This window comes from Bacteroidota bacterium, from assembly GCA_018266835.1.
GTDB lineage: Bacteria > Bacteroidota > Ignavibacteria > Tepidaquicellales > Tepidaquicellaceae > JAFDZO01.
Map to the genome: position 1 here is coordinate 138,419 of JAFDZP010000002.1, position 17,031 is coordinate 155,449.

17 protein-coding genes are annotated in these 17,031 nt (G+C 36.3%); 9 read left to right on the forward strand and 8 right to left on the reverse strand.

Going from position 1 to position 17,031, the window contains the following annotated elements:
- Nucleotides 1-675: 675 nt before the first annotated feature.
- Nucleotides 676-3,273: a response regulator gene (locus JST55_02445; protein MBS1492339.1), complete on the reverse strand. Its 2,598-nt coding sequence runs from the start codon at nucleotides 3,271-3,273 to the stop codon at nucleotides 676-678.
- A gap of 173 nt (nucleotides 3,274-3,446) precedes the next feature.
- Here JST55_02445 and JST55_02450 point away from each other — a divergent pair, with 173 nt between their 5' ends.
- Genes JST55_02450 through ppx form a run of 8 tightly spaced genes read left to right on the forward strand, consistent with a single transcriptional unit; the run spans nucleotide 3,447 to nucleotide 9,658 of the window.
- On the forward strand, nucleotides 3,447-4,130 hold the full coding sequence (locus JST55_02450; protein MBS1492340.1) for a hypothetical protein: 684 nt from the start codon (nucleotides 3,447-3,449) through the stop codon (nucleotides 4,128-4,130).
- Nucleotides 4,131-4,170: 40 nt separating this feature from the next.
- On the forward strand, nucleotides 4,171-5,289 hold the full coding sequence (gene sucD / locus JST55_02455) for a succinate--CoA ligase subunit alpha (GenBank protein MBS1492341.1): 1,119 nt from the start codon (nucleotides 4,171-4,173) through the stop codon (nucleotides 5,287-5,289).
- Nucleotides 5,290-5,292: 3 nt separating this feature from the next.
- Nucleotides 5,293-5,646 carry a dihydroneopterin aldolase gene (folB, locus tag JST55_02460; protein MBS1492342.1) on the forward strand — a complete coding sequence of 118 codons (354 nt, stop codon included), beginning with the start codon at nucleotides 5,293-5,295 and terminating at the stop codon, nucleotides 5,644-5,646.
- A gap of 5 nt (nucleotides 5,647-5,651) precedes the next feature.
- Complete coding sequence (gene folK, locus JST55_02465) at nucleotides 5,652-6,152, forward strand: 2-amino-4-hydroxy-6-hydroxymethyldihydropteridine diphosphokinase (GenBank protein ID MBS1492343.1); 501 nt, start codon at nucleotides 5,652-5,654, stop codon at nucleotides 6,150-6,152.
- Nucleotides 6,139-6,798 carry a deoxynucleoside kinase gene (locus JST55_02470; GenBank protein ID MBS1492344.1) on the forward strand — a complete coding sequence of 220 codons (660 nt, stop codon included), beginning with the start codon at nucleotides 6,139-6,141 and terminating at the stop codon, nucleotides 6,796-6,798. The genes folK and JST55_02470 overlap by 14 nt, the downstream gene beginning before the upstream one ends.
- A 10-nt stretch (nucleotides 6,799-6,808) precedes the next feature.
- Entirely contained in the window at nucleotides 6,809-7,000 is a 192-nt protein-coding gene (locus tag JST55_02475) for a hypothetical protein (protein MBS1492345.1), read from the forward strand.
- A gap of 5 nt (nucleotides 7,001-7,005) precedes the next feature.
- Nucleotides 7,006-8,103, forward strand: coding sequence for a glycosyltransferase family 9 protein (locus JST55_02480; protein MBS1492346.1), 1,098 nt, complete (start codon nucleotides 7,006-7,008; stop codon nucleotides 8,101-8,103).
- Between the two features lies 1 nt (nucleotide 8,104).
- Complete coding sequence (ppx, locus tag JST55_02485; protein MBS1492347.1) at nucleotides 8,105-9,658, forward strand: exopolyphosphatase; 1,554 nt, start codon at nucleotides 8,105-8,107, stop codon at nucleotides 9,656-9,658.
- Nucleotides 9,659-9,672: 14 nt separating this feature from the next.
- On the opposite strand, the gene JST55_02490 is transcribed toward ppx, so the two are convergent.
- From JST55_02490 to JST55_02500, 3 genes are read right to left on the reverse strand one after another with little or no spacing between them, the layout of a single operon-like run.
- Entirely contained in the window at nucleotides 9,673-10,716 is a 1,044-nt protein-coding gene (locus tag JST55_02490; protein MBS1492348.1) for a hypothetical protein, read from the reverse strand.
- Entirely contained in the window at nucleotides 10,713-11,747 is a 1,035-nt protein-coding gene (locus JST55_02495) for a hypothetical protein (GenBank protein MBS1492349.1), read from the reverse strand. The genes JST55_02490 and JST55_02495 overlap by 4 nt, the downstream gene beginning before the upstream one ends.
- A gap of 15 nt (nucleotides 11,748-11,762) precedes the next feature.
- Nucleotides 11,763-12,602: an enoyl-CoA hydratase/isomerase family protein gene (locus JST55_02500; GenBank protein MBS1492350.1), complete on the reverse strand. Its 840-nt coding sequence runs from the start codon at nucleotides 12,600-12,602 to the stop codon at nucleotides 11,763-11,765.
- Nucleotides 12,603-12,765: 163 nt separating this feature from the next.
- On the opposite strand from JST55_02500, the gene JST55_02505 reads away from it, so the two are divergent.
- Nucleotides 12,766-14,157, forward strand: coding sequence for a tetratricopeptide repeat protein (locus tag JST55_02505; protein ID MBS1492351.1), 1,392 nt, complete (start codon nucleotides 12,766-12,768; stop codon nucleotides 14,155-14,157).
- A gap of 110 nt (nucleotides 14,158-14,267) precedes the next feature.
- Here the strand turns inward: JST55_02505 and JST55_02510 are convergent, their stop codons facing one another.
- From JST55_02510 to JST55_02525, 4 genes are read right to left on the reverse strand one after another with little or no spacing between them, the layout of a single operon-like run.
- Nucleotides 14,268-14,936, reverse strand: a complete 669-nt coding sequence (locus JST55_02510) for an ATP-binding cassette domain-containing protein (GenBank protein MBS1492352.1) — start codon at nucleotides 14,934-14,936, stop codon at nucleotides 14,268-14,270.
- Complete coding sequence (pdxA, locus tag JST55_02515; GenBank protein ID MBS1492353.1) at nucleotides 14,933-15,949, reverse strand: 4-hydroxythreonine-4-phosphate dehydrogenase PdxA; 1,017 nt, start codon at nucleotides 15,947-15,949, stop codon at nucleotides 14,933-14,935. The genes JST55_02510 and pdxA overlap by 4 nt, the downstream gene beginning before the upstream one ends.
- A gap of 32 nt (nucleotides 15,950-15,981) precedes the next feature.
- Complete coding sequence (gene rsfS, locus JST55_02520) at nucleotides 15,982-16,473, reverse strand: ribosome silencing factor (protein ID MBS1492354.1); 492 nt, start codon at nucleotides 16,471-16,473, stop codon at nucleotides 15,982-15,984.
- Nucleotides 16,474-16,947 carry a LytR C-terminal domain-containing protein gene (locus JST55_02525; protein ID MBS1492355.1) on the reverse strand — a complete coding sequence of 158 codons (474 nt, stop codon included), beginning with the start codon at nucleotides 16,945-16,947 and terminating at the stop codon, nucleotides 16,474-16,476.
- Nucleotides 16,948-17,031: the final 84 nt, after the last annotated feature.

Consider the following 17,031-nt stretch of genomic DNA (forward strand, 5'->3'; position numbering starts at 1 on the left):
GAACACAAAATGTGACAATAATGTGACTATTATTATTCGACCTGACAGGATTAAAAACCTGTCAGGTTAGCCGGAACAAAATGCGACAATAATGCGACTATTATTATTCGACCTGACAGGATTAAAAACCTGTCAGGTCAGCCGCAACAAAATGTGACAATAATGTTACTATTGTAATAATCAGTGACATCATAAAAATCATAATAATCTGTGCCTCAGAATGCGAAGCGAAGCGGAGTCCCGCTTTAGCGGGATGACAATAATGCGACTATCCGTTCCAACGCTAGAGCATTGGAACGAGTGGGACAAGCCCCCCTTCATTTTCTAGGAGAGGACGAATAAAAATGTGACAATAATGTTACTCTGATGCTGATTGGATTTCCGTGCCCCCGCCGGAGTTTATTCCTCACTTGGTGCGGGACGGGAATGACAACTTGGGTGAATAAATGTAGTTGTGAAATGTACTTTATACATTCTACTTTCTACCTATTACTAAAGAAAAATTTTTAAATGGATTTTAAAACCTGACTGAGGTAATTTAAAAAAAGTAGTTTTAAGAACTAAAAAATGTGAAATGAGTTTAACGGCAATAGTGGTATCTTTTATACTTTCAACGGTAATACTGTTCATATCAATGATACCGATGTTTATAAAAGAAAAAAAATCCAAATAATTTCAGCTTACTTTTTCAGCTCTGTATTCCTGAATTTTTGTATATGCGCGCGAAAGGCTATCCGATAATTTTACTATATCGATTGGTTTAAGTATCACATCATTCATACCAACTTCAAAACACTTATTGTACTCTTCTTCCAGCGCCGATGCAGTCAATGCAACGATGTAGAGATTTCTGTTATCAAATTCATCATCGGGCAATGCACGTATGGCAAGGGTTGTTTCAAGTCCGTCCATCACAGGCATCTGTACGTCCGTAATAATTAAATCGTATTTTTCTTTGTTGATTTTCTCTAATACCTGTTGACCGTTTGAAACGATCTCAGCTTTGTATCCGAAACGTTCCAGCACTTTTGCAATTAGCTTCTGATTGATAAGATTATCTTCAGCTAATAATATCTTCAGCGGATTTTTCTCGGCGAAGACGTAATCCATTTTGTGATATCCGTTAGTCTTTACTTCTGCAGCCTGCTGAGTTTTTACATCGGTAGCTTTTGCTTTAATATTAAAATAGAATACTGAGCCTTTGCCGACAATACTTTCAACCCAGATGTTGCCTTCCATAAGCTCGCAGAGACGTTTGCAGATAACAAGTCCCAGACCTGTGCCGCCGAACTTTCTTGTATTGGATGAATCAACCTGACTGAACGGTTTGAAGAGCTTATTAATTTTATCCGGTGGAATACCGATACCGGAATCTATCACGCAGAATTTCAACTGCCATTTTCTTTCATCAAATAAATATTCAGCATCAACTTTTATAATTACTTCGCCTCTGTTTGTAAACTTAATTGAGTTACCTACAAGGTTCATTAAAATCTGTCTTATGCGGACTTCATCGCTTAAAACTATCTCAGGTGTATTTTTACCGAAGACTCTCAGTAACTTAATTCCCTTTTCAGAGGCACGAATGCTTAATGTACTTATTACTTCATCAACGCATCGTATTAAATTGAACGGCTTATCTTCAAGTTCAAATTTTCCTGACTCAATTTTACTGAAGTCAAGAATATCATTTATAATATTAAGCAGATTAGTTCCGCTGATGCGAATCGTCTTCATGTAATCAGCCTGCTCTTTATCAAGCTTGCTGCCGAGCAGAAGCTCAGTGAAGCCGATGATTGCATTCATAGGAGTACGGATTTCATGGGACATCATTGCAAGGAATTCACTCTTAGTCTTGTTTGCTTTTTCAGCGGCGACTTTAGAATCTATTAATTCCTTATCCTGTTTTCTTCTTGTTGTAATGTCTCTTATAATTCCGCTGATGGCAATAATTTTTCCTTCGTCGTTCTTTATAAGAGAAGCCGTCATGTAAATCGGGAATATAGAGCCGTCTTTCTTTCTTTCAAGTTTTTCACCGACCCAACCACCCTGCTCAGTAAGTGATTTGAACACTGCCTCTGATACTTCCGGTTCATCTCCGTTTAAAATAGAAATGTGCTGATTGACAAGCTCATCAATTCCGTACTGATAAAGATTTGAAGCGGTCTCATTATAATAGAGTATGTGTCCCGATATATCGCAGATGATTACTGCATCCAATGAGTTCTTAATACAGTGGGAGAACAGCTTTAAACTTTCCTGAGTCTCTTTTCTTACTTTTACTTCGTCTTCAATTTTTTTCTTCTGAATAAAGAAGCCCTCTATAAGCTTAGCAATTTCACTGAACTCAGAGTGCTGAAGCTTTATGGGCTGCAGCTGCGTTACATCTTCCGTTATAAGACTTTTTGATACGGCGTTAAGCGGACGCGTTACCCATCCGTAAAGTGAAAGTAAAAGTATTATAATAAGTATGATGGAAAATACAACGTACAGTATGAAGTAAAATGTAGATGTCTTTAAAATTTCTTTTGCAACGGGAGAGTCAACTGTTATCTGAACTTTTGCAATCGGCTTGTTTTCAAAATCCTTAATAATTTTGTAAACTTTTATAACTCCGTTATCAAGCTTCTGAACTGTTTCAACCGTATCTTCCCCAGTAATTTCTGTAAGCGATGTCCTGTTACCTGTAAGGTCGGTGAGGCCGTTCATGTAGTCCGTATCCCAGAGTTTTCCCAAAAGAAAATATCCCTGTCCCGGAGTCTTACGCATGTTGTCACCTGTCGGATGAATTGTAGAAGCTTTCACTTCCATAAGACCCTTAGTGGTGTTTACAAAAAAGCTTGGAGTGTTTGAGTATCTGAAAATTTCTTTGAGTTTTTCTTTTGCGAGCGGAAACTCTTTGTAAGGTCCGTCAATGGAACTATTGGAATAGACTAAATCAAAATTTAAATCGTAAATGTAAGCAGCAGAGTAATTGTAATTTTTACCTAGAAGGAAATCGATATTTTCTTTTGCAAATTCTCTGTCACGGGTTTTAAGAAAATTTACCATCTCAGACCAGACGCTTAAATTAAAATCAGCGACAGTCTCCATCATCTTGCTGTTGAGAGAAACTACCTTATCGTAATACTCAGCCCCTTCTTTTGTAATATCGCCGTATATTCTATCAACCTTCTGTTTTTCAAGAATGTTCAACATGAAAAGTCCCGCAATAAAAAATGCGACGACAACGGTGAGTAGAACAACGACTCTATTTCTTATACTTCCTGACATTTATACCTGCTTGACAAACAAAATACGTTAAATAATAATTAAATTAAAGAAAAAAAGTAGTCGTACGACTATGTTTTTTTCCGCAAAATAAGAGAAAAATTATAAAGTAATTGTTAAATTTTCTAAATTGAATATAAAACAAGAAAAGGGTAATTTGAATAAATTTTGATAACATGAACCGTAAGAATTTATTATTTACAGCGATATTTATTTCGTTGCTTATCATTGCAGGTTGTAATAAAAAAGAAGAGCAGCCGCAGACATTCATTCCCCCGCCGCAGGAAACTTCCTCCGATAAGGAAAAAGAGCTTAAGGAAAAAGAAGAGTTCTTAAAGCTAAAAGAAGAAGAATTAAAAAAGCAGGGCATACAGGATACCACTACAAAAAAACTTTCAAAGAAAGATTCGATTGCTGCAATAACTAAAGACACTACTAAAACAAAAAAAGAAGTTAAAAAAGAAGAGCAGAAAAAAAAGTTTACTGAAAAAGAAAAAGAATTAAATAAAAAATTCAGCGACCCTAAATCTGCAGTGAAAGATTATCTTGAATACATCAAGCGCGGTGTGTCAGAGTCAGGAAGTTTCGACGGCAACATGAAGAAAGCAAATGAAGTGTGGGATAGCAACTCACTCGATAAATTCAAAGCAAATTATAAAAACACTAAAAAGTTTGTAGTGCTTACCGAGCCTGAGCTTGTATCACAAAAAGGATCTACTGCAGTTATAAAAGTAAAAGTTAAAAAGACTGATAAAGTTAAGAGTAAAGAAGTTGAATCGGATTTGACCGTAACATATACACTTGTTGCAGATGCAAACGGCAAATGGAAAATTAAAAGCAACGCAGTAAAAAAGAATTAAGAAACACACATAAAAAATTATAAAAAATCATACAATATAAATGAGCGTATTAGTTAATAAAAAAACCAAAGTAGTAGTACAGGGAATTACCGGCGGTGAAGGAACATTTCACTGCTCACAAATGCTTCAATACGGAACGAATGTAGTTGCAGGTGTTACACCAGGCAAAGGCGGAACCGAATACTCAGGCAAGGGTGAAGACATGTTCACAAGACCTGTTCCTGTATTCAATACAGTAGCAGATGCAGTGAAAGCAACCGGCGCAGACGCATCAGTAATTTTTGTACCTGCAGCATTTGCAGCGGATGCAATCATCGAAGCAGCAGATGCCGGCATTCATGTTATAGTTTGTATCACAGAAGGAATTCCTACAAAGGATATGATTAAAGCTTATGACTTTGTACAGAAGAAAAATAATGCAGGCGGCAACGTAAGATTTATCGGGCCAAACTGTCCCGGAATAATTACTCCCGGCGAATGTAAGATCGGAATCATGCCGGGCTTCATTCACAAAAAAGGAAACGTCGGTGTTATATCAAGAAGCGGTACTCTTACCTATGAAGCAGTGTTTCAGTTAACATCACTCGGCTTAGGTCAGTCAACATGTATCGGTATCGGCGGCGACCCTGTTATCGGAACAAGATTTATAGATGCAATAAAATTATTCAACGAAGATAAAGATACACATGCAATTATAATGATTGGTGAAATTGGCGGAAGCGCAGAAGAAGAAGCTGCTTATTATATAAAGAAGAATGTAAAGAAACCTGTTATCGGATTTATCGCAGGAAGAACAGCTCCTCCCGGAAGAAGAATGGGGCATGCAGGCGCAATTATTGCTGGCGGAAAAGGAACAGCAGAAGAGAAACTGAAAGTAATGAAGTCATGCGGAATTTTAACAGTTGAATCACCTGCTGATATGGGTATCACAGTAAAAAAAGCTCTGGATAAAAAAGCAGGTAAAGCTGCTCCTGCTAAGAAAGCTTCTGCAAAAAAACCTGCAGCGAAAAAATCAGCTCCGGTAAAAAAATCAGCTCCGAAAGCAACAAAGAAAGTTGCAGCAAAACCTGTAAAGAAAGCTGCTGCAAAGAAAACAGCGGTGAAAAAATCTGCTCCTGTTAAGAAAGCAGCAGTGAAATCAAAAGGAAAGAAGAAATAATTATTGACTACAATAAAAATAAATAACGCTAAGTTCTATGCATACCATGGAGTATTGGATTACGAAAAGCAATACGGCAACTTGTTTGAAGTGGATATAGTTATGCAATGTGATTTATCCGAGCTGCAAAATTCTGATGACCTGCATAAAACGGTGAACTATCTTGAAGTCTATAACAGAGTGAAAGAGTTATTTCACAAAGATAAATTCCACCTGATTGAAACAATGAATCAGCATATATGCGATATGGTTCTGAAAGAATTTAAGCTTGTAAAAGAAGTTACTGTGAAGATAAGAAAACCGAATGCTCCATTGGGAATAATTGATTCTGTAGAAATAATTAATACAAAATCCTGAGTCTGATGACAAAAGTTTTTCTCGGACTGGGCTCAAATATCGGCGATAGAAAAAAGTATCTTGAAGAAGCAATCGAAGAGATAAAAAAAATTCCTCAGACGAATGTTGTTAAGCTCTCCGGAGTTTATGAAACTGAGCCTTGGGGATTTTCAGAGCAGGATGAATATTTAAACGCAGTAATTGAAATTGAAACTGGCATTAACTATCCTGAGCTTTTAAAAGAAGTAAAAGATATTGAAAAAAGATTAGGGCGTGATAAAACGGATAAGTGGAAATCACGAAAGATTGATATAGATATTTTGTTCTTTGGAGATTTGGTTTACGACGGCGAGAATCTCCAGATTCCCCACAGGCATATCGAAGACAGAAATTTTGTATTGGTACCGTTGAATGAGATCGAACCTGATTTTGTTCATCCCGTTACTAAGAAAAAAATTTCTGAGATTTTAGAAAATTCAAACGATAAATTGAAAGCAGGTTTTCATTCAAAATTTGAGCAGCAATAAAGTTAAATACATAGCAATTGAAGGCGTTATCGGCGCCGGGAAAACCACACTTTCAAAAAGATTAAGCGAATCACTCAACGCCCAGCTTGTGCTGGAAGATTTCGATGAGAATCCTTTTCTTGAAAGATTTTACGAGAATCCGAAAGCATATGCTTTCCATACTCAGATTTATTTTCTGCTAAGCCGCTTTAAGCAGCTACAGAAACTAAAGCAGCCGGAATTATTTCACGAATATATTGTTGCAGATTATATATTTGAGAAGGATAAGATTTTCGCTTACTTAAATCTGCACGATGACGAACTGAAACTTTACGAGACGATAACAAGTAATATAGAGAAAGCAGTTATAGTACCTGATATAATAGTCTATCTTCAGTCAACTACTGAGAGACTTATGAATAACATAATGTACAGGAACAGAAGCTACGAGCAAAATATGTCCGAGCAGTATATAAACGATCTGAACGAAGCGTACAATTATTTTTTCTTCAGATACAGAGCAACTAAAGTTATGATTGTAGATACAAACGAAGTAGATTTTTTAAACAACGAACAGGATTACCAGAATCTCCTTGCAGAGATCTTAAAAAACGACCATCCTTCTTTATCATATTTTAACCCTGCATCCAAAAGGATTGCGAAATGAGGATTGCAAAATGATAAGAGCACTTGGAATATTAATAATAGGATTTTTTATGTATTACGTTATCAAAGTTCTTGTAAGAATGTTTTTAACAAGTTTATCACGTAAGGCAAATACAAACCCGCCTTACTCCGCACCTCCAAAGCCAAAAAGCAATCTGGATAAATCCAAAGCAATAGAAGCGCAATTCGAAGAACTTAAATAGTTTAATTGGCACTGAAATTACTTAAATCAATTTCCAAGACCAGAAATATAAGTGCCGGGAAAATTTCACCCGATAAGGTGAAAAGCATATTGATTGTGCGCCAGCATAACCAGCTTGGAGATATGCTCTGCTCACTTCCAATGTTTGCATCAATACGAAAAGAATTTTTTAATGCCGAAATAACTCTCGTTGCTTCTCCCGATAATTATGAAATTTTAAACTCCCCTTCCAATAAATATCTTGACCATATAATTTTATATAAAAAAGATTCGCCGAAAAGTTTACTGAATTTTTATTCTAAGCTTAAAAAAAGGAAATACGATATTGGTATTGTTCCCAGCACAGTTTCTTTTTCAAAGACATCGCATCTGATAAATCATTTATCAGCCGCGAAGATAAGAGTCGGTGTTTCACAGATTGTCACTAAAGACGGATTACTCATAAACGAAAGCGAATTTCTTCTCGATATAAAAAAAGAATTCAGTTGGGATAAGGATAAAATTCATCAGTGGGATAGAACATTATCTATTGCAAAACAAATTGGCTGCGGATTAACAAAAGAAGAAATTCAGAATGTTGAACTTAATTTAAGCAAAAGCGAAATTGCATTTGCAGATAAATTTTATTCGACTTATTTTCGTGAGAACGATATTGTAATAGGTCTGCACATAGGCGCAGGCAAACCTCCTAACAGGTGGAGCGTGAAAAATTTTATAAAGCTTGCGAAGAAGTTGAGCGATAATCCAAAGGTAAAGTTTCTTTTAACAATCGGACCGATGGATGATGAAGTTGCATTTGAATTCAAAAAGCAGGCTGTTGCAGAAAAGTTAAAAATTACTTTTCTTGAAAATGAAAAGATAAGAAACGTTGCGGCAGTTTTAAGCAAATTAAATTTATATATTACTAATGATACAGGAACGATGCACATAGCGGGATTTGTGAAGACAAAATTAATATCACTCTTCGGTCCTACTCCCGGATGGGAATGGTCGCCGAAATTTGAAAATCAACTGTACATACAGTCGAAATCAGATAACATCAACGAAATAACTGTTGATGAAGTTTACGAAAAAGCGTTAAAATTATTAAAACCCGTAAAATAACTTGGAAACACTCGGCGCTATAGATATAGGCACAAACTCATTTCACTTAGTTGTTGCACAGATACACAGCAACAAAAGTTTTACAGTGCTTACAAAAGATAAAGAAGTTGTGCGGCTTGGAAATGCATCTAATGATATGAAGTACATCACTGAAGAAGCAATGCAGAGAGGTATTTCCGTTCTGAAAAGATTCAAGCTCGTTTGTCAGTCATTCGAAGTTGAAAAAATCCGTGCAGTTGCAACCAGCGCAACAAGAGAAGCTATAAATAAAGACGAATTCATAAGAAGAGTAAAGCATGATACAGGAATTGAAATAGAAGTTATATCAGGAAACGAAGAAGCGCGCTTAATTTATCTTGGAGCACTACAGGCATTACCAATTTACAATGAAAAAGTTTTAGTAATCGATATCGGCGGCGGAAGTACTGAATTTCTTATTGGTAAAAGAGGAAATATAAAATATGCTAACAGCATAAAGCTCGGCGCAGTGAGAATGACTCAGAAGTTTTTTCCTGATGATAAAGTAAAGAAGAGTTCAATTGAAGAAGCAAGATTATTTGTAAAAGGAGTTATTACTCAGGTTGTCCGTGAGATAAAAAATGAAGAGTATGATTTAGTAGTTGGAACATCAGGTACAATTTCCAATATAGGATTTTTAATCCGCGCAGACAATAAATTTGAGTTCGAAGACAATATCAGTATGAATAAATATTCATACGATAAATCAGGGATGGAATCTGCCGTCAAGAAAATTTTAAAAGCGGAAAATCATAACGAGAGGCTGAAAATTCCCGGCATTGACCCCAAGCGTGCCGATATTATAACTGCGGGAGCAATTATCCTTGAGCAGATTTTTGAAGAACTGAAATTCAAAAAACTTACTGTTTCCAGTTACGCTCTTAGAGAAGGAATAATCTTCGATACCATTTCAAATTTTGCAGGAGATGATTTAACCAGCCACTTATCGAACGTTAGATACAAAAGCGTAATAGGTCTCGGTGAAAAAATGAAGTTCGACGGCAAACATGCTGAACAGACACGAAGCATTGCAGTTAAAATTTTTGATTTCCTTGGAGAGAAGTATTCAATGACTGAAAACGATGAAGAGTGCCTTGAAGCCGCATGTTTATTGCATGATGTAGGATATTACATTTCACACTCGCAGCATCACAAACATTCATATTACTTAATAAGAAATTCCGAGCTGCTCGGCTTCAATGAAAACGAAATTGAACTCATTGCAAACGTTGCCCGCTATCACAGGAAGTCACATCCAAAGATGAAGCATGAGAATTTCAATAAACTTGATGTGGAAATGCAGGAGAAGATTAGAAAGCTTGCAGGAATTTTACGAATTGCGGACACTCTGGATAGAAGCCACAAATCACTTGTGAATAACCTTGGAATTAAAATAGAAGACAAAACACTTGTAATCACAATCGGAACAAAAAATAATACTGAACCAACTCTTGAAATGTGGGGAGTGAATCTGCGAAAGGATTTATTCGAGCAGTCTTTCGGACTGGAACTCAAAATTGTGTTCCAGCCCGTTTAATTTTTTTCTTTCTATTAAGCTACTTTATAGCCGCGTAAGAATCTTTCCATCTTTGCTTTATTCTTGGAAGCTTTCAGGAATGCAGCATTCATTTCTTTGAATGATTTCTTTCTCTTATAAATCAGCTCATCTATTATTTCATAAGCATTATTATCGGATATAAAATTACTATAGTATGCCTGAACAAGTTCGCTGGCAAGTTTTGCCTTATTATCCATCACTTCAACTAAGCGCTCCGACGGAGAATCTTTTGTACCGTCAAAATAAATTATATTAAAATAACCTCCGACTCCCATATTAAATCTTGCAGCAGCATTCGTTGCGCGAATCAGCTGAATTATCCCTTCAACTCTGTCAATTTTATTTCTTCTCTCATCAAGAGTTTTTACTCCTGAATAAGCTGCAAAAATAATCTGCGATGCATCAGAGCCTGAGCCGACTGTTTCAAAAATACTCGGCACTAAATCACACGTCATATCTGTTTTCAAGTTAAGCTTAAAAATTTTAAACTCCCCTGTTTCATCAAATCCGCAGATAATAGCTGCATTGAGAAAAATTCCGTCCGCCTCTTCTGCATCCTTCCAGTTAATTAATCCGAAGACTTTATCCTTAACATCTTTCTGGGAAATTTCAATTTTTTTATCTTCTTCCTTATTGTAAAATCCCTGATTGAAATCCTTGCTTTCAAAACTGAAATATCCTTTTATTATATCGTTCACGTGTCTGTGTTTCACTTTCATCATTTCTTCAAAACCTATCTGAGCAATTTCATCAATTGTTTTTAAGTGGTCTATTCTTTCCTTCGTTTTGTTTTTCAGCTCTTCGTATTCTTTTAATAATCGTGTCTTCATCCCTTTACGGATTTCATCGCCAATTGCAGTTGTACCCGTTCCGCCGTATAATACTTCAAGCTTTACATTTTTTCTTATAGCTGTAGGAACTATCTGCTGGATTTTATCAGAAGACATCATTCTTCTCACGTCTCCGATAGTCGTCTGCTCATCACAGCACATTGCCCCTGTGTTTTTATCGAACTTAATTGCGTTGATTACTGTCATATTTTGTACCCCCTGAGATAAAGACTTAAGTCTTCTTTGTTTTTGCAGCCTGCATACATTTCTTTTTCAAGATCGTCAATTTTAGGTTTCGATTTTGAAAAGAAAATTTTATCTATAAGGTTAAAACATGTTTCTTTTTTCAGGTAGCCTTTATCATAAGCTGATACAATTTCTTTAGTAATTTGAGCAGTATCTCCCGTGATTTCCGTTAATCTCTCTTTGTGATTTTTTCCTTTACCATTGAGGTAAAGAATATTATAGTAACCGCCTATCTCGTTATTTTTTTCCAGAGAATAGTTTGTACCTCTTATCAATTCAACTAATCCAAAGACTTTATCAATGCCGTCTCTGCGCTCATTTAATGCAAGTGAATTTATAAGATTGGAGAAATATAACGAAGTGGATGTTGAACCTGCGCCGAGCGCATTATACAATCCTGTTGAAAGGTAAAACTGAGTTGAGCCTCCGTAAAAATCAAACGAAGCATATCCATTGGTCATATCTGTTCCGACAACCATACCGGAGTTATCAAAAATATCTTTACATCCGGCAGCGCCGTCGTTAGTCATTATCTTCAGCGCCTTGCTTATAACTTTCTCTTCTTTAATCTCTATCTTCTTTTCATCAATCATATAAAAACCTCTAATAAGGTCTTCCCCCGTAAATCCGAAAAGACCATAGAGCTTCTTATCAACTTTATCTCTGCAGACTTCCTGAAAAGTTATGAAAGCAATCCGCGCAATTTCCTCAACGGAGTTAAATCCGTCCTTGGCATCATTCGTTCTTTTATATACTTTGTATTTTTTTTCAATTGCCTGTTTCGTCTTTACAATAACTTCATTTGTAAAAGCGATTGCACCGGTACCGCCATAGATTGCTTCAATTCCGAATTCATTACTGATTTCATCGGAGAGAAGTGACTGAAGAGAATCGGCTATCTGCGCCCTGCGCCTGCCCAGAATATAATATTCTTCGTCAGTGATTATTGCCCCCGAATAACCATTGAACTTTAAGGAATTGACTAATCCCATTTAAGTGTGTTTAATTTATTTTGTCTTTCTAACTTTTTTGTAGTTTATTTTTCTCTTCTCGTTAAAAGCAGAAATACCTTCCTTCACTTCGGCAGAATGATTATGAATGGAGAGCCAGTCCCTAGCGTGACCGATTGTAGTATGCCATGAAACATCTCTCCAGTAATTGAGCTGCTGCTTTGCATAACGCAGACACTCAGGCAGTTTATTGAAAAGTTTTTCAGCCATTACATCAACTGCAGCATCAAGCTCGTCATAAGGGACAACCTGATTTACAAGTCCCCAGTCAAGCGCTTTTAATGCAGGGATTTCCTCACATAAAAATAAGATCTCGCGGGCACGTCTGTCTCCGACAAGCAGCGGTAAAAATTGAGTAGCGCCTGCAGCAGCTACGCTTCCGCGCGCAGCGCCGACTTGTCTTATAATAATGTGGTCAGCAGCTATTGCAAGGTCGCAGCTCATGTTAAGCTCGTTCCCGCCGCCAACTACCATTCCGTTAAGTCTTGCAATGGTTGGCTTTCCTAAGTTACGCATTACTTCATGGAGCTGTATGAATTCATACATCCATTTATAGTAGTCATTCGGATTTCCTAAGAAATATTTTTGCTGCTCATCAAGGTCAGCACCTGTTGAAAAAGCGCGCTTGCCTGTTCCGGTAAGGACAACGACTGCGATGTTATCATCCCATGCTGCATCTTTAAAGCAGGCAGTGAGTTCCTGAATTGTCTGCAAATCTAAGCAATTCAGCTTCTTTTCGCGGTTAATTGTGATTGTAGCTTTGTAACTCTTCTTTGTGTAAATTAAAGTTTTTAATTTAGACTTCTTTGGTAAGTAAGATTGAAATTTTTCGGTCATATTGTTGGTTAAATAATATAAGTAACAATTTACGGATAAAAAATTAAAGTTCTAAATTATTACATATCCAAAAAAATTTACCTCAGTACTAATTACTTGACTTATGCTGAGGTTTTATATAATTTATTCTTGATTCATTTAAAGCAAAATTAACAGAGGTAAAATGGAAAATTTTGATGATCTCGACTACTACGACTCGAACAATAAAAACGACGACGAAAAAAAGAGAATATCCAAATTAGAAGAAGAAACACTAAGCAACTTAGACGCGGAAAATCTTGAAGAATTAGTAAACCTTTATTTCGATAAGGGCAACTTCGATAAAGCACTAAACTACGTAAACGTACTACTTGATTTATATCCATACTCTACAGATTCCTGGCATAAAAAAGCTCTTATTTTAGACGGATTAGGCAGATATGATGAAGCTATCGAATACTTCGATAAGGCTTTAACATTGAATCCCACCGATATTGACCTTTATATCAATAAAGGAATTGCATTGGATAATTCAGAAAATCACGAGAAGGCAATTCTGAATTTTCAGAAGGCGCTTTCATTCAATCCTGAAAATCTTGATGCAATGTTCAATCTTGGATTAACTTACGAGAAGACAGAAAAATTTACTGAAGCATGTGAGTGCTTCGAAAAAATTATAAAGCTTTATCCTGAAAACATCGATGCTTATTATGAGCTCGGCTACTGCTATGATTTTCTTGAGAGATTAGACGAGTCTCTTGTTGCATACGATGCGCACTTGGATAAAAATCCGCTGAACTTCAACTGCTGGTATAATAAAGGCATCGTTCTTAACAGAATGGGACGTTATATGCAGGCAATTGAAAATTATGAGATGTGCTTAGCCATTAAGAGCAACTTTGCTCCTGCATGGTATAACTGCGGAAACGCATATGCATCCGTGGGAAGATTTTATAAGGCAATTGAGTATTATAAAATTTCGCTTCAGTATAAAAAAGATAATGCATTCGCATTGCAGAATATCGGCAACTCATATGAGGAAATCGGAGAGTATGAAGAATCGATAAAGTATTTTTCAGATGCAATTAAATATGATGTAAAAAATTACGAGTCGTTCTACGGCCGCGGCAACTGTTACTTTAATCTGAAGGAATATGAAAAGGCAATTGAAGATTTGAAATCTGCTCTTGTGCTTTGTAAAGATTATTCGGACATCTGGTACTTAAAGGGCGATGCTGAATTTGCATTGAACAGACTTGAAGATGCGAAGAAGAGCTATGAAACAGTTTTAAATCTTGACCCTGATAACTACGATGCATGGTTTGATTACGGATGCGTTCTTTGCGATACAAAAGAATATGATGATGCAGTTAAGGCGCTTGATGAAAGCTTAAAATTAAATCCTTCATGGGCAGACCCGCATTTTGAAAAGGCAAAGATATATTTTTCAATCGGAGATCTTGAGCAGGGAGTATTTTCTTTAGAGCATGGATTTAAATTAAGTCCCGAAGAAAGATTTGAATACGACTTCAATAAAGACTGGAAAAAAATTCTTGAGTTTTTAACTGCAAGATAAATTCAAAATAAAATTAAATATAAAAAGAAAAGGCGCAGAGTATGCGCCTTTTTTGTAACACTTAAAATTTTTTGTTGTTCTCAATACCCACTACTCAATACTCAATACTATCAAGACTTCAACCTCACCTCAAACAACTTCTTTTCTTTTATCTGAATAATTCTCTTATCCTTCATCTTCCTTACGATTTCAAAGTTATGCGTTGAAAGTATTACTGCCGTTCCGAATAAATTAATTTCATTTATAAGTTTCAAAATCTCAACTGATACAAACGGGTCAAGGTTACCTGTCGGTTCATCGGCTATTAATGCAATCGGGTCATTTATAATTGCGCGGGCTATGGCTAGTCTTTGCTGCTCTCCGCCTGATAAATCGTATGGCATATCGTTAACTTTGTCTATAAGTCCAACCTTTGAAAGAACATCGTAAACTTTCTTCTTAATATACTCCTTCTTCAGTCCCTCTATATATAAAGGTATTGCAGCGTTTTCAAAAACGTTCCTGTCGTGCAGGATCTTAAAATCCTGAAATACTACTCCCAGCTTTCTTCTTAAAAATGGAATCTCCTTCTTCTCAATTCGTGACGAATTATAATTATCAATCACCATATTCCCTCTAGTTGGGAAGAGCTCAAGATAAATTAACTTGAGCAAAGTACTCTTACCGATACCGCTCTCGCCCACAAGAAATACAAATTCACCTGCGTTAATTTTTAGTTCGATGTTATCGAAGACCTGCTTATTGGGATATGAATATGATACGTTCTGGAATTCTATCATGAGACTACAAATGAATTGCGGTTCTTTGCGATTTTCCTTGCAAGCTTTATTGCCTTAATCGTGCTTGTTGTATTTGCAACTCCCCTGCCTGCAATATCGAATGCAGTACCGTGGTCAGGAGACGTTCTGATAAAATCTAATCCTGCAGTGAAGTTAACACCTTTCTCGAATGCAATCATCTTGAACGGAATTAACCCCTGGTCGTGGTACATAGCAAAAGTTAAATCGTATTGTTTATATTTTCCTGTTGCAAAAAATCCGTCCGATGGGAAAGGTCCCTGTATGTTAAAACCGAAATCTCTTAACTCTTTTATTGCAGGGATAATAATTTCATCATCTTCTTTTCCTATCATTCCGCCATCGCCTGCATGCGGATTTAATCCAAGCACAGCTATCTTCGGCTCTATCTTCCTGAAATCTTTTATAAGAGAATTATTGATAAGAATAATTTTTTCAATCAGCATTTCTCTTCCTATCTTGCCTGCAACTTTCTCTAATGGAATATGAATCGTAGCCAGAGAGACAGTTATTTTCTTCGAATACAGCAGCATTGCAGATGCGAACGAATTCGATAACGAAGTCAGCATCTCAGTGTGCCCGTTGAACGCATATCCTCCTAAGTTAAACGCTTCTTTTGATATCGGCAAAGTAACCATTGCTTCGACTTTCTTTTCAAGGCAGAGCTTTGCAGCTGCAGCGACACAGTCACCTGAATATTTTCCTGATGATTTGTTTATCTCACCAATCTTTACTTCAAACTTTTCTTTAATGGGAATTTCACAAAATAAATCGGACGGGATTTCATTAAGATTAAATATCTGCGCATAATAATCCAGAATTTTTTTTGAGCCTGCAACTTTAAGATTGTAACTCGTAAACAAACTTGTCTCGTTATATATCTTCAGAATGATTTCAGGACCAATGCCGTTAGCATCGCCCATGGTTAATATTATTAACGGTTCGTTTGCCCTGTGCTCTTCTAAATTGGATTTTATTACGCTTACTAATTTCATTTTTGTTGGTTCAATCAATTAATTCATTAACATTATTCTGCATCTTCATTTACTTCTTCGTCAGCTACTTCACTCTTTTTTGATTTTCTTTTTGCTTTCACGGGCTTATCACTTGTCGTCTCATCGACTTCAGTCACATCAGCATCAGCTTTTTTACTTGTCTTCCTTACAGGCTTTGGTTCGTCTTTAACTTCGGTCACTTCGGCATCTGCCCAGAGACCTTCAAGATTATAAAACTTTCTTGACTCGGTTAAAAATATATGAACAACAACATCTACGAAGTCTAAAAGCACCCAGTTCATATTACTCATTCCCTCGTTATGCCAGGGCTTCTCATCAATTTTTTTTGTTTCTTTTGAAATATGGTCGGCAATCGCCTTCACCTGTGTATCCGATGAAGCGGAAGCAATAACGAAGTAATCCGAAATGTTTGTTAAATTTCTTATATCAAGTATCTTTACATCCTCACCTTTTTTATCAAGTATAAGCTGCGAGATTTTTTTTGCAAGTGCGGTAGATTTCATTTATTTTTTTTCTTTTTCTAAAAATGGTTTTAAATTCTTAAAATCTTTTCCTATCACAACTGTTGCATCAAGGTAAAGACTTTTATTTATTTGCTGTGTAATACTGTTCTCACTCACTCCCAGCGCCGAAGCAACTGCAAGCGCAATTTTCTTATCGCCTTTCCTGTCAATGATAGTCGTCTTTTCAATATCTTTGTATTTGCTGTTACCCATATCAACAACATCAAATCCTTTTTTTCTGAGGTACTCAGTAAACTTAGATGCAACGCCCTGCTCATTCGTTCCGTTCTGCACATCAAGCTGCGCAGTAAGGTTGGGTTGATTCGTAACTTTATTTGTATCTGTTATCTGTACGCTGGATTTATCTTTGGACTTGAGCGAGTTTGTGACGAGCGAGAAGGTCAAATATCCGACGACTGCAATAAGAATAATTATTACTGCATTAAGAATGTAGTTAAGAAAATTTTTCTTCATTTAAGAAGTCTTGTGTAAAATTATTTATAAGAAGATGTATTTTTTTCTGAAATAAAAAAACCGGAACAAAAACAATTTCCGGTT

Coding starts and splice junctions, on each gene's coding strand:
- JST55_02445 (MBS1492339.1), bottom strand. CDS start 3,273: ATGTCAGGAAGTATAAGAAATAGAGTCGTTGTTCTACTCACCGTTGTC.
- JST55_02450 (MBS1492340.1), top strand. CDS start 3,447: ATGAACCGTAAGAATTTATTATTTACAGCGATATTTATTTCGTTGCTT.
- sucD (MBS1492341.1), top strand. CDS start 4,171: ATGAGCGTATTAGTTAATAAAAAAACCAAAGTAGTAGTACAGGGAATT.
- folK (MBS1492343.1), top strand. CDS start 5,652: ATGACAAAAGTTTTTCTCGGACTGGGCTCAAATATCGGCGATAGAAAA.
- JST55_02475 (MBS1492345.1), top strand. CDS start 6,809: ATGATAAGAGCACTTGGAATATTAATAATAGGATTTTTTATGTATTAC.
- JST55_02490 (MBS1492348.1), bottom strand. CDS start 10,716: ATGACAGTAATCAACGCAATTAAGTTCGATAAAAACACAGGGGCAATG.
- JST55_02495 (MBS1492349.1), bottom strand. CDS start 11,747: ATGGGATTAGTCAATTCCTTAAAGTTCAATGGTTATTCGGGGGCAATA.
- JST55_02500 (MBS1492350.1), bottom strand. CDS start 12,602: ATGACCGAAAAATTTCAATCTTACTTACCAAAGAAGTCTAAATTAAAA.
- JST55_02505 (MBS1492351.1), top strand. CDS start 12,766: ATGGAAAATTTTGATGATCTCGACTACTACGACTCGAACAATAAAAAC.
- JST55_02510 (MBS1492352.1), bottom strand. CDS start 14,936: ATGATAGAATTCCAGAACGTATCATATTCATATCCCAATAAGCAGGTC.
- pdxA (MBS1492353.1), bottom strand. CDS start 15,949: ATGAAATTAGTAAGCGTAATAAAATCCAATTTAGAAGAGCACAGGGCA.
- rsfS (MBS1492354.1), bottom strand. CDS start 16,473: ATGAAATCTACCGCACTTGCAAAAAAAATCTCGCAGCTTATACTTGAT.
- JST55_02525 (MBS1492355.1), bottom strand. CDS start 16,947: ATGAAGAAAAATTTTCTTAACTACATTCTTAATGCAGTAATAATTATT.